This is a genomic window from Herpetosiphonaceae bacterium, from assembly GCA_036374795.1.
In the GTDB taxonomy this organism is placed as follows: Bacteria; Chloroflexota; Chloroflexia; order Chloroflexales; family Kallotenuaceae; genus LB3-1.
On record DASUTC010000156.1, the window covers coordinates 1 to 11,404 of the forward strand.

The following is an 11,404-nucleotide window of genomic DNA, read 5'->3' on the forward strand; positions in this document are numbered from 1 at the left end:
GCCGATCGGTGTAGCGGCTGACGTGGCCCGATGCCGTGGTGACAAAGCGCGGCGGATGATCGAGTCGCTCCCCCAGCCGGTTTGTCTCGTCGGAGCCGCCGTGAACCAGCACCAGCCGCTGGCCGTCGCGCCAGAGCGATGCAAGCTCCTGGCACAGCGCGCCGTAGTCGATGCCCGCCGCGCCGCCGATTTTGATCACCAGCATATGTTCTCCTCCCCGATGTACTTGTAAAGCTCCAGCCCGTGGCCTTGATCAGATCGGATGCAGCCCGATCGCTTCCAGGCCGGTGGTTTCCGGCAGGCCATGCTGAAGATTGAGGCACTGCACCGCCGTGCCGGCAGCGCCTTTTTGCAGGTTGTCGATCGCGGCGATGGCGACGATCCGCCCGCTCCGCTCGTCGAGCGCCCAGCCGACATCGGCATAGTTGCTGCCCGCGAGGATCTTCGGCTCCGGCAGCCGATAGGTGCCGCTCCGCTCCTTGACGATCCGCACGAATGGCTCGTCAGCATACGTGGTGCGATAGGCACGCCACAGATCGCGGTCGTTGAGCGGCTCGCGCAGCCAGGCGTGACAGGTTGCCAGCGCGCCGCGCACCAGCTCGACCGCCGTGATCGACAGGTGGATCTCGTCCATGCCGAGCGCCTGCTGAATCTCCGCCGCGTGTCGATGACCAACCGGCGAGTACGAGCGCACGACATGCGAGCGTTCGGGGTGGTGGCTGCTCTCGCTGGGCTCGTCGCCGCCCTCCGACGAGCCGACCTTGACCTCGGCGACGATCGGACGCTGCGGATCGAGCAGCCCGGCGCGCGCCAGCGGCAGCAGCGCCAGGTTGACCGCTGTGGCATTGCAGCCGACGCCGGAGACGTAGCGCGCCTCGGCGATCCGCTCACGATAGATCTCCGGCAGCCCATAGACGAAGCGGCTCAGCCACTCCGGGCTGGCATGCTCCGCGCCGTACCAGCGGGCGTATGTTTCGGGATCGGACAGCCGAAAATCGGCGGAACAGTCCACGATGCGCGGCGCGAGCGCGGCGAAGCGCTCGATCTGCTGTGCGGCATGGCCGTGCGGCAGCGCCAGGATCAGCGCGTCGCAGGACTCAAGCGTCGCCAGACTTGAGAAGCGCAGACCGGTCTGGCCGCGCAGGTTGGGATGAGCGGCGTACACAAATTGTCCGGCGCGGCGCTCAGATGTCGCCTGCACAACCTCAACCTCAGGGTGGCGCAGCAGCAGCCGCAGCAGCTCGCCGCCAACATAGCCGGACGCGCCGACGATGGATACTCGAATCATAGTCAACACCTTGAAACAAACAAAGAACAACGGAACAAAGCACAAAACTGCTCAACCCCTGTGTGCTCTGTTCTTTGTTCTCTGTTCTGCTACCACGTAATCGACAATCCGCGCCGGGATATTCACACCGGTCGTGTCGATCGAGTTGCGAAACTCCATCGTGTGATTGACCTCGTTGACCAGCAGCCGCCCGTCGGAGGTTTCGAGCAGGTCGATCGCCAGCACGCCGCCGCCGACCGCCTGGGCCGCACGCAGGGCCAGATCGCCGACCGCTCCGTCAACCGGGCAGTTCTCGGCGCGTCCGCCGCGCGCGGTATTGGTGATCCAGTGGTCACTGTAGCGGTAGATCGCGCAGATCGGCTCGTCACCGACGACGAACGCGCGAATGTCGCGGCCCGGCTTGGCGATATGCTCCTGAATGTAGTAGACATGCTGCTGCCACGAGCCCAGCACATCGAGCTGCTCAAGCACCGCCTCGGCGGCGTCGCGGTCGTTGATGCGCGTGATCATCCGGCCCCACGAGCCGACGACCGGCTTGAGCACAGCCGGGTAGCCCAGCCGCTCGATCGCCTCAAGCGCCGACTCGGTCGTGAAGGCCAGCAGCGTGCGCGGCGTCGGCACTCCCGACCGGATGAGTGCTTCGGTGGTGCGCAGCTTATCGCCGCAGATCGCTACCACGTCGGCGCGGTTGATGCAGGCGACGCCGCGCGCTTCGAGCACCTGAAGCGCGTACAGCGAGCGTCCAAACGAGATCGAGCGCTCCAGCACCACGTCGAACGGAAACGTTGTCCGCTGAAGGTCGAAGATCAGATCGCCGTCGTCGATGCGCTCGTACTGCACGCCGCGCCGGTCAAGCTCGGCAAAGAGTAGCTTTTCTTCGACGCGAATCCGCGAGCATAAGATTCCAAGACTCATAGGTTGCTCCGATCGTGAGGCGGTGAGTCGCTACTCGCCCCAGTCCTCCTCGATTTCGGGAGCCAGCGCCAGCGCCAGCGGCTGCGTCGCGATGACCTCGAGCTCAGCGCCACAGTCGGCGCAGGGCACAATCTCGCCCTCGATCAGATCGGCGTCAAGGGTCAGAGTGGCGTCACATTCCGGGCAGTTCATGTGAAATCTCCTCATTATCCGTTGATTTGTTGAATCACAACGTTGGTTACATCGGCGGTCGTCGCGCTGCCGCCGAGGTCGGGCGTCCACACGCGAGCGCGCAGCGTAGCGTCGATCGCGGCCCGCACATGCTGGGCACGCTCGGCCTCGCCTAGGTGGTCGAGCAGCAGCGCGGCGGCTCCGATCGCCGCCAGCGGGTTGGCGATGCCGCGTCCAGCGATGTCGGGTGCCGAGCCGTGGACCGGCTCGAAGATCGCGCCGCGCTGCCCCAGGTTGGCCGAAGCGGCCAGGCCCAGGCCGCCGCCCCAGGCGCTCGCCGCATCCGACAAAATATCGCCAAAAAGGTTGGTCGTAACGATCACGTCGAAGCGTTCGGGATCGCGCACCATGTGATAGGCAGCGGTATCGACCAGCAGCTCATCCACGGCGATCTCACCGGCATCCGCCAGCACGTCGAGCGCGGCGCTGCGGAACAGGCCGCAGGTTTCGCGCAGGACGTTGGCCTTGTGGACGATCGTGATGCGTCGCCGTCCGTGCTGGCGCGCGTACTGAAGCGCCCAGCGCGCGATGCGAGCGCTGCCCGCTCCGGTGATCACCCGCTGCGCAACCGCGCGGTCGCCGTCGCGCTGCTCAAGGCCGCTGTACAGGCCCTCGCTGTTTTCGCGCACGACGACCAGATCGACGCCGGGGCGGGCCTGCGGCAGCGGCGGCGTGCGTACAGGCCGGACGCAGGCGTACAGATCCAGCTCGCGGCGCAGCGCGACCACCGGGCTGCGATACTCCGGCACACGATGCGACGGCGAGCCGACCGCGCCCAGTAGCGCGGCGTCGGCTGCGCGCACGGCGGCCAGGGTTGCCTCAGGCAGAGCGGTACCCTCGCGCTGGAAGCACGCCCAGCCGATCGGCTGCTCGTCGTAGCGCGCGTCGAATCCCGTGGCTTCCAGCACCTCGCGGGCAGCGGCGATCACCTCGCGTCCGATGCCATCGCCGGGCAGCAGGCAGATCCGGTAGCTCATTGCGCAGCCTCGCCGGGGAAGCGACCGTGCTGCCGGAAATAGGGAACGATCCCGCCTGCCTGCCAGACCTGCTGCATCCACGCGGGCGGCTGCGGCAGTGCGATCGGGCCGCGCGCCGTGTGCAGGATGCCGCCGTCGAGATCGAGCTGAGCCTCCGCGCCGTCCTCCAGCCATTGCAGATCGGCCTCGAACAGCGGAATGCCCAGGTTGAGCGCGTTGCGATAGAAGATGCGCGCGAAGCTCGGCGCGATGATCGCGCCCACGCCGACGAGCTTCAACGCCTGGGGCGCGTACTCCCGCGATGAGCCGCAGCCGAAGTTGCGGCCCGCGACGATGATGTCGCCGGCCTGCACCGTGGGCGCGAAGTCGGGCCGCGCCTCGATGAATGGATACTTGCGTAGCTCCGCCTCGCTCGTCATGTAGGGAGCGTACCGACCGGGAACGATCTGATCGGTATTGACATCATCGCCAAAGCGCCAGATGCGTGACATAATCAACTCCTATCGAGAACAAAGAACATAGAACAAAGAACAGCGATTCTGTTTATTCCCCTTGATCGCTTGATCTCTTGTTCCCTTGTTCTCATGCAATTTCTCGCGGATCGGCAATGTAACCCGCGACCGCTGTGGCCGCGGCGACCTCCGGCGATCCCAGGTAGATCTGCGCGTCGGGATGGCCCATGCGCCCACGGAAGTTGCGGTTGCCGGTGAACAAACAGACATCGGTCGGGCCGAGCACGCCCATGTGCCGCCCGATGCACGCGCCGCAGCCGGGCGTGCCGAGCGTTGCGCCCGCCGCCAGCAGCGTGGAGAGCGTGCCGTCAGCGACCGCCAGCTGGAGCGCCTCGCTCGACGCCGGAACGACCATCATGCGCACGCTCGGATGAATCCGCCGACCGCGCAGGATACGCGCTGCGGCGGCCATGTCCTCGTGGCGTCCGTTGGTGCAGGTGCCGAGATACACCACATCGACGGGGATGCGGCCCAGGTTGCGCAGATCGGTGACGTTGTCCACGTGGTGCGGCGCGGCGATCTGCGGATCGAGATCGTCGAGGTCGATCGCCAGCGTGCGGCTGTAGGTCGCGTCCGCCTCGACGGTCAGCCACGACGGCACGTAATCATCCGCCAGCGCCGCGCCGGTTGGCGGCACGATGCCCGCCTTGCCGCCGACTTCGATCGCCATCGTCGCCAGCGTGGTGCGCTCGCCCACGGAGAAGCTGTCGAAGCCGTGATACTCGATCGCCTGGTAGGTTGCGCCGTCCGCCCGTAGCTCGCGGGCGATCTTCAGCGCCACGTCCTTCGCCGTCACGCCTGCGCCCAGGCGTCCCCGCGCCTGGACGTGGATCGTCTCAGGCACGCGCAGCCAGGTCTGGCCGGTCGCCAAGGCCAGCGCAATATCGGTCGCGCCCATGCCGGTGCCGAACGCGCCCACCGCGCCGTAGGCTGTGGAGTGCGAGTCGGAGCCGACGATCAGCAGACCCGGACGCGCCAGCCGCTCCTCGATCAACACCTGATGCGCGATGCCGCGTCCCACGTCGAACAGATTGCGAATGCCCTGCTCTCTGGCCCAGGCGCGCAGCTTGTTCTGCGACTCCGCTGTCTGAAGATTGGCCGCCGGAGCGACATGATCGATCGCCACCGCGATCCGATCGGGATTCCAGACCCGCTCAGCGCCAAGCTGCTCGTGCAAAATGCGGATCACGCTCGGCGCGATGCTGTCGTGAACCATCGCCAGATCCACCCGCACCGTGACTACCTCGCCCGCCTGGACCGGACGCCCGGCGGCCTGTGAAAGAATCTGCTCTGCTAATGTCTGTGCCATCGTCTATGCCTCGTTTTCGCGAATGTGTCGTGTAAAACTGCCGCTCCCCGCCGATTTTGGGTGCGCGAAACCACGCCCGTGCCAGGCAGGTGTGTAAGGCTCACGAGCCAGCCGCTATTTCGCGGCGATTGAAATGGGTGCGGGATGAGTGGAGGCGACGGCGTCTCCGGGGAGCTGCGCCAGCAGCAGCGCGTCGACTTCTGCGTCGGAGAGGGGCTGCTCGTCGGCGCGCGCTTTGATCTGCTGCGTGATCGCTTTGAGCGCGGCGTCGGAGAGGTGCAGGCCGAGCGTCTGTGCCCGGTGGGCGATGGCGTTGCGTCCCGTCAGGCGATGGCCCAGCAGCACCTCGCGGCTGCGGCCAAAGGCGTGCGGATCGAGCGCCTCGTAGGAGCGGGGATCGCGCAGCACAGCATTGGTATGCAGCCCGGCCTTGTGGGTAAAGGCGGTCTGGCCGGTGATGCACGAGTTGAACGGGATCGCGATGCCGACGATCCGCGCGACAAGCTCGTCAAGCTCCGCCAGCAGATGCAGGTTGTAGTGCGCCACAAGCTGCGGGTCGGAGAGATACAGGCGGGCGATCAGCCCCGATAGCGCCGCAATGCCGTTGCGCTCGCCGATGCCCAGCACCGTCGTGTCGATGTGGGTCGCGCCCGCCTGGATCGCAGCGTGGGCGTTGGCAATCGCGCAGCCGCCGTCGTTGTGGCCGTGGAACTCGATGTCACAGCGCACGGCAGCGCGCACATGGCCTACCAGCCGCTCGACCTCGCGGGGTGTGGCGATGCCGACCGTATCGGCGATGCCAACGCGATCGACGCCAAGCGCGTCGACGGCGGTGTAGATCCGCAGCAGATCGGCGGGATCGGTGCGAAACGCATCCTCGCACGAGAATCGCACCTCGACCTGCGCCTCCTGCAAAAATGTGATGCAGCGCGCGGCCTCTTCGAGGATCTGGTCGATGCTCAGGCCGTGGCTGGCGTCGCGCAGCACGGACGACGTAGCGAAGAGCAGGTTGACGCCGTGAACGCCACAGTCGACGGCGCGGCGCACATCTTCCAGATTGCAGCGGGTGTGGGTCAGAATGCCAGCCGCGAGGTTCAGCGCGGCGATGGCTTGCAGGTCGTGCGCGCTCTGCGGCGACGCGACCGGCGAGGTGACTTCGATGTACTCGACGCCGAATGCATCGAGCGCGCGGGCGATCTCCAGCTTTTGCTGGCGGCTAAAGTGGGCGTGCGCGAACTGCTCGCCTTCACGCAGCGTCGTATCGACAATCTGGACGTTCCGAAGATCTACAAACATCTGCTCTGCTCCTGCCGTTGAACGGATTTCCGGCGGCGGACGGGTGGACCATGCTGAGCAGGCGTTTCGAGTTCAGCGTGAACATATCATTCTCCTGGTATTGGTGCTAGATTCTTTCTGATCGTCGGACACATAAAAACCGCCTGACCGTGTCTGGTCAGGCGGGTGTGTGATTGTTATCGCTGTTTCACACGCAAGCGCACTAACCAGACCTGATGGCCCGGCTTTTTTTGCTTGCGCGCGCTTTCACGCTATGCAGTTGGATCGCTCGTTCGTTCACTTCCAACCTCATTCGACGTTGGGCGATAGCTTAACGGCATGACGGTGATTTGTCAAGACCCCAATTTCAATCGATTCCCACTCAAAAGGGGGCCGCCCCCAGCAGCGTGGCTAGAGGCGGCGACAATCTGAGTATGACGCGGGCCGCGCGTTACGCGGGCTGTCCGGCGGTCGATGGGCTGCGCTCGCCAGCCTCGGCCTGTGTCTCTATGCGCGTCGTCGTGGTGCCCGGCATCATCAGCCAGCTTCCGATCATCCCGATGAACAGAATCAATGCCAGCAGCTCCATGATCGTTCCTCCTCACATGCGATAGACTACCTGTGTTAGATTCCCTGATACGCGGGCTCGCCGTGCTGCGTCGTGTCCAGGCCGCGCTGCTCCTCGTCGGCAGAGACGCGCAGGCCAAACAGCGTGTCGATCAGCTTGAGCAGGCCCCAGGTGACAGCCGCCGCGTAGGCCGCGACAACCACCACCGCGATCGTCTGGATCACGAGCTGATACGGATTGCCGAAAAGCAGGCCATTCGTTCCGGCCTCGTTGACCGCCGTGGTGGCGAAGACGCCCGTCAGCAGCGCGCCCACGATGCCGCCGATGCCATGCACGCCGAAGACATCCAGCGCGTCGTCGATGCGGTTGCGCACGATGAACTCAACCACAACGAAGCAGAGCAGGCCGGAGGCGAAGCCGATCAGCAGCGCCGCAATGGGCGTGACAAAGCCCGCCGCCGGAGTGATCCCGACCAATCCCGCCACCGCGCCCGCCGTCGAGCCGAGCACGCTTGGCCGCTCGTGCCGAATCCAGCTCGCGGTCATCCAGGTCAGCGCGGCCATCGCCGCAGCCGAGTTCGTCGTCACGAAGGCGTTGACCGCCAGCGCCCCCGATCCGAGCGCGCTGCCCGCGTTGAAGCCGAACCAGCCGAACCAGAGCAGCGCGGTGCCGAGCACGGTCATCGTGGCGTTGTGCGGTGCCATCGACTCCTGGCCGTAGCCGATGCGCTTGCCCAGCACCAGCGCGCAGACCAGCGCCGACACGCCCGACGTAATATGCACCACCGTGCCGCCCGCGAAGTCGAGCGCGCCCAGGCTGCGCAGCCAGCCGCCATCGGCCCAGACCCAGTGCGCGACCGGATCGTAGACCAGCGTGGCCCAGAGCAGCGAAAAGATCGCGAATGATTTGAAGCGCTTGCGCTCGGCGAACGCGCCTGAGATCAGCGCGGGCGTGATCACCGCGAACATCATCTGGTAGATCATGAACGCCTGATGCGGGATTGTCCCGGCGTACGTTTCATTCGGCTCCGCGCCGACGCCTGCTAATCCCACCCACTCCAGCCCGCCGATCAGGCCGCCCTTGTCGGGGCCGAACGCCAGGCTATAGCCCCACAGCACCCACTGCACGCTGATCAGCGCCAGCATAAAAAAGCTGTGCATGATCGTCGAGAGCACGTTTTTCTGTCGCACCAGGCCGCCGTAGAAGAGGCCAAGCCCCGGCGTCATCAGCATCACCAGCGCGGCTGAGATCAGCACCCAGGCGGTATCCGCCCCGTTGATCGACTCCATCCCGTACTCCTTGTCATACAAGAACGCAGCCTCCACGAGTAATCTCGTGAAGGCTGCACTGCCTATCTGCGATTGATCGCCGATGTGTTGATGACGGTTAGCGCGATGTGTTGGACGCACTATAAGCAAAAGCGCGACACAGCGCTACGGTCAGGTTGACCAAATTTAGGGTATGCAGAGTTGTGCAGATCGTACAAGAGGAAGGAGACGATCGACCCTCTGGCAGCGGATTGCGATATGCCCGGCGTGGATGGACGATGTCTGCGAAATGATTGCGGATAGCCGATTGTGTCGATCGTACTACTCTGGCGGCTGCAACCGGGCCTGCAAGCTGCGATTCTTCTCGCGTGAGGCGCTCGCCAGCTCGTGCTTGTAGGCGATCATCCGCTGCATCAGCGCGGGATCGGCGGTGGCGAGGATCTGCACGGCCAGCAAGCCAGCGTTTCGCGCCTGCCCGATCGCGACGGTGGCGACGGGCACGCCCGCTGGCATTTGCACGATCGACAGGAGCGCGTCCACGCCCTGCAAGCCGCCGATCGGCACGGGCACGCCGATCACCGGGAGCGGCGTGTGTGCGGCGAGCATTCCCGGCAGATGCGCCGCGCCGCCCGCGCCCGCGACGATCACCCGCAGGCCGCGCTCGTGCGCCATACGACCATACTCAGCCATGTCGTCGGGCGTGCGATGCGCCGAAACCACGCGCACCTCGTGGGCCACGCCAAACTCCTGGCAAACCTCGGCGGCTGCGCGCATCGTCGCAAAGTCCGAGTCGCTGCCCATGACGATTCCTACCAGTGATTGCATAGGTGCTCCGAGACGAGAACAAAGAACAGGAGATTCCAGTGCTTTGTGCTTTGTTCCGTTGTTCCTTGGTTTACTTCCCCCAGATCGGCCAGCGCTCGTTGATGTCGGGCGTTTTGGCGGGCCAGTCAAGGAGCGTATCGGCGGCGGGATCGGCGATATAGATGTCGTCGTTGCCGTTGCGATTGCCGAAGAACGCGATCAGCTTGCCGTCGGGCGACCACGTCGGGCCATCGACCGAGCCGTCCTTGAAGTCGGTCAGCTTCTGCGTCTCCGAGCCGTCCAGTCGCTCGATATAGATCTCGGTGCGCTGGCCGGGATAGTCCCGGTCGGATGCGAACGCCACGGCCTGTCCATCGGGCGACCAGCGCGGCGATCGATCGTTGGTGGTCTGTCCGGCTGCCGAGAAGCGCGAGATCGCTCCGCTCTGCACATCGACCGTGTAGATCGCCCACGGCCCGTCGCGATCGGACTCGAACAGAATGCGCGTGCCGTCGGGCGAGAACGAGGGATACTGATCGTTGCCGGAGCCGGACGTGATCGGCTTCACGTTTTGACCGTCGGCGTCCATCATGTACAGATCGGCGTCGCCGCTCTCGTTCGAGGCGAAGACGATCGCCAGGCCATCGCCGCGCCAGCTTGGATGGTAGTGATCGCCGGGGCCTTTGGTGAGCACGGTGACGGTGCTCTTGGCCTGGTCGAGAACGGCAATCTGGCGATTGTTGGTTTTGGGATCGAGCACGTCGAGCAGCACCCGCGTGCCGTCGGGCGAGATCGAAACCGGGCCGATCGGCTCCAGCAGATACGGAAACGACTCCGGTCGCTGCGATTCGACATCGATCACGTTGAGCGCGCCGTCGGCAAAATAGGCAAGATGACCACCGCCGCCCAGCGGCCCGCCCCCGGCGGGACTGGTAGCTGTTGGCGTGCCCGTGGCCTGTCCGGCGGGCACGGTCGGCGTGATCACCGGCTCCAGGGTCGGCACGGCGGTCGGCTCCGTCGTCGGCGCGATCGTCGGCTCCAGCGTGGGCGCGATCGTCGGCGCGATCGTTGGCTCCGTCGTCGGCTCCATCGTTGGCGCGATCGTCGGCTCCGTCGTCGGCAGCTCCTCCGGCGTGCCCGTCACCTGAGTTGCGACCAACGTCGGCACGACAAACGGCGCGCGCGTAGGCTCGACGACCGTAGACGTCGGCAGCGGCGTGGCCGTGACCTGCGTGGCGAACGGATTGTTCGCGGCGGGCGTGGTGCCGAACAGCCCTGAAGAGTCGCGCGAGAGCACGATCAGCACGATCACCGCCAGCAGACCGATCGCGCCGAGCGCCAGGAGTGTCCATGATATATTGGAGCCGCCGTCGTCGTCATACGCGCGCCGAGGCGGCACGCGTGGCGGTGGCGGCACGAAGCGATCGTCGCTATTGGGATACGTATAGCCGCGTCCGGTCGTCTGGCGTGGAGTACCGGCAGCCGGTGTGCCGCTGCGGCCCCCGCCCATCGGCGGCGCTGCGCTCTGGCCGAGCGGCGTCTGGGCAGCGCGTGGGCCTGGCGTCGGCTGAGGATTGCCGAAGACATCGGCGATCGGGAACGCGGCGGGCGGCGCGGAGCGCTGCGGGGTAGGCGCTGGCGTCGGCGCGGCGGTGACTGGCGGATAGCCGCTGGTCGGAGTACGCATCGCGACCGTCGCCTGTCCTGCCGACGAGTTGCGCGGGATTGCGAGCGCGGCGACATCCTCACGCGAGGCGTTTGCCATTCCATAGCGGCGGGCGACAAAGCGCAGCGCCTCGACCAGATTCCCGGCGCGCTCGAAGCGCTGGCTCGGATCTTTCGCCAGCACGCGGGCGAAAATCTGATCCAGCTCCGGCGGGCTATTGGGATCGAAGCTGCGTATCGGCGGCGGTGCTTGATAAACATGCGCCATGATCTGCTGCGCGGTGCCGCCGGAGAAGGGCACCTGGCCCGCCAGCATCTCGTAGGTGACGATGCCGAGCGAGTAGAGATCGCTGCGACCGCCGAGGGGCTGCGCCTGGGCCTGCTCCGGCGAAATATATTCGGGCGTGCCCATGAAGATGCCGGTGCGCGTCAGCCGCTCGGTGCTCTCCGAAGGATCTATCGCAATGCCGAAGTCGGTCAGCAGCACGCGACCATCGGTATCGAGCATAATATTGTGCGGCTTGACATCGCGGTGTACCATCCCGTTGCTATGGGCAAAGTCGAGCGCCTCCGCGACGGGCGCGACGATTGC

General features: G+C 65.7%; 12 protein-coding genes. All 12 read right to left on the reverse strand.

Annotated elements, in window-relative coordinates:
* On the reverse strand, positions 1 to 205 hold a 205-nt coding region (locus tag VFZ66_10825), incomplete at its 3' end, for a [LysW]-aminoadipate kinase (protein HEX6289676.1).
* A 48-nt stretch (positions 206 to 253) separates the two neighbouring features.
* Complete coding sequence (gene argC / locus VFZ66_10830; GenBank protein ID HEX6289677.1) at positions 254 to 1,288, reverse strand: N-acetyl-gamma-glutamyl-phosphate reductase; 1,035 nt, start codon at positions 1,286 to 1,288, stop codon at positions 254 to 256.
* A gap of 51 nt (positions 1,289 to 1,339) precedes the next feature.
* Complete coding sequence (gene lysX, locus VFZ66_10835; GenBank protein HEX6289678.1) at positions 1,340 to 2,203, reverse strand: lysine biosynthesis protein LysX; 864 nt, start codon at positions 2,201 to 2,203, stop codon at positions 1,340 to 1,342.
* 30 nt (positions 2,204 to 2,233) lie between these two features.
* A complete protein-coding gene (gene lysW / locus VFZ66_10840) occupies positions 2,234 to 2,395 on the reverse strand; it encodes a lysine biosynthesis protein LysW (GenBank protein HEX6289679.1) in 162 nt (53 codons plus the stop codon).
* Between the two features lie 14 nt (positions 2,396 to 2,409).
* Complete coding sequence (locus VFZ66_10845) at positions 2,410 to 3,411, reverse strand: isocitrate/isopropylmalate dehydrogenase family protein (GenBank protein ID HEX6289680.1); 1,002 nt, start codon at positions 3,409 to 3,411, stop codon at positions 2,410 to 2,412.
* Entirely contained in the window at positions 3,408 to 3,902 is a 495-nt protein-coding gene (locus tag VFZ66_10850; protein HEX6289681.1) for a homoaconitate hydratase, read from the reverse strand. Before VFZ66_10850 ends, VFZ66_10845 begins: the two co-directional genes overlap by 4 nt.
* A 91-nt stretch (positions 3,903 to 3,993) precedes the next feature.
* Complete coding sequence (locus VFZ66_10855) at positions 3,994 to 5,232, reverse strand: 3-isopropylmalate dehydratase large subunit (GenBank protein HEX6289682.1); 1,239 nt, start codon at positions 5,230 to 5,232, stop codon at positions 3,994 to 3,996.
* A 114-nt stretch (positions 5,233 to 5,346) separates the two neighbouring features.
* A complete protein-coding gene (lysS, locus tag VFZ66_10860) occupies positions 5,347 to 6,528 on the reverse strand; it encodes a homocitrate synthase (GenBank protein HEX6289683.1) in 1,182 nt (393 codons plus the stop codon).
* A gap of 430 nt (positions 6,529 to 6,958) precedes the next feature.
* Positions 6,959 to 7,096, reverse strand: a complete 138-nt coding sequence (locus VFZ66_10865; GenBank protein HEX6289684.1) for a hypothetical protein — start codon at positions 7,094 to 7,096, stop codon at positions 6,959 to 6,961.
* A 35-nt stretch (positions 7,097 to 7,131) separates the two neighbouring features.
* On the reverse strand, positions 7,132 to 8,364 hold the full coding sequence (locus VFZ66_10870) for an ammonium transporter (GenBank protein HEX6289685.1): 1,233 nt from the start codon (positions 8,362 to 8,364) through the stop codon (positions 7,132 to 7,134).
* 300 nt (positions 8,365 to 8,664) lie between these two features.
* Complete coding sequence (purE, locus tag VFZ66_10875; GenBank protein HEX6289686.1) at positions 8,665 to 9,168, reverse strand: 5-(carboxyamino)imidazole ribonucleotide mutase; 504 nt, start codon at positions 9,166 to 9,168, stop codon at positions 8,665 to 8,667.
* 70 nt (positions 9,169 to 9,238) lie between these two features.
* Positions 9,239 to 11,404: protein kinase (locus VFZ66_10880; protein HEX6289687.1), on the reverse strand; the 2,166-nt coding region annotated here is incomplete at its 5' end.

Bases quoted from the DNA above. Each gene is read 5' to 3' on its own strand.
- lysS (HEX6289683.1), bottom strand. From the start codon at position 6,528: ATGTTTGTAGATCTTCGGAACGTCCAGATTGTCGATACGACGCTGCGT.
- argC (HEX6289677.1), bottom strand. From the start codon at position 1,288: ATGATTCGAGTATCCATCGTCGGCGCGTCCGGCTATGTTGGCGGCGAG.
- VFZ66_10865 (HEX6289684.1), bottom strand. From the start codon at position 7,096: ATGGAGCTGCTGGCATTGATTCTGTTCATCGGGATGATCGGAAGCTGG.
- VFZ66_10855 (HEX6289682.1), bottom strand. From the start codon at position 5,232: ATGGCACAGACATTAGCAGAGCAGATTCTTTCACAGGCCGCCGGGCGT.
- lysW (HEX6289679.1), bottom strand. From the start codon at position 2,395: ATGAACTGCCCGGAATGTGACGCCACTCTGACCCTTGACGCCGATCTG.
- VFZ66_10845 (HEX6289680.1), bottom strand. From the start codon at position 3,411: ATGAGCTACCGGATCTGCCTGCTGCCCGGCGATGGCATCGGACGCGAG.
- VFZ66_10870 (HEX6289685.1), bottom strand. From the start codon at position 8,364: ATGGAGTCGATCAACGGGGCGGATACCGCCTGGGTGCTGATCTCAGCC.
- VFZ66_10850 (HEX6289681.1), bottom strand. From the start codon at position 3,902: ATGTCACGCATCTGGCGCTTTGGCGATGATGTCAATACCGATCAGATC.
- lysX (HEX6289678.1), bottom strand. From the start codon at position 2,203: ATGAGTCTTGGAATCTTATGCTCGCGGATTCGCGTCGAAGAAAAGCTA.
- purE (HEX6289686.1), bottom strand. From the start codon at position 9,168: ATGCAATCACTGGTAGGAATCGTCATGGGCAGCGACTCGGACTTTGCG.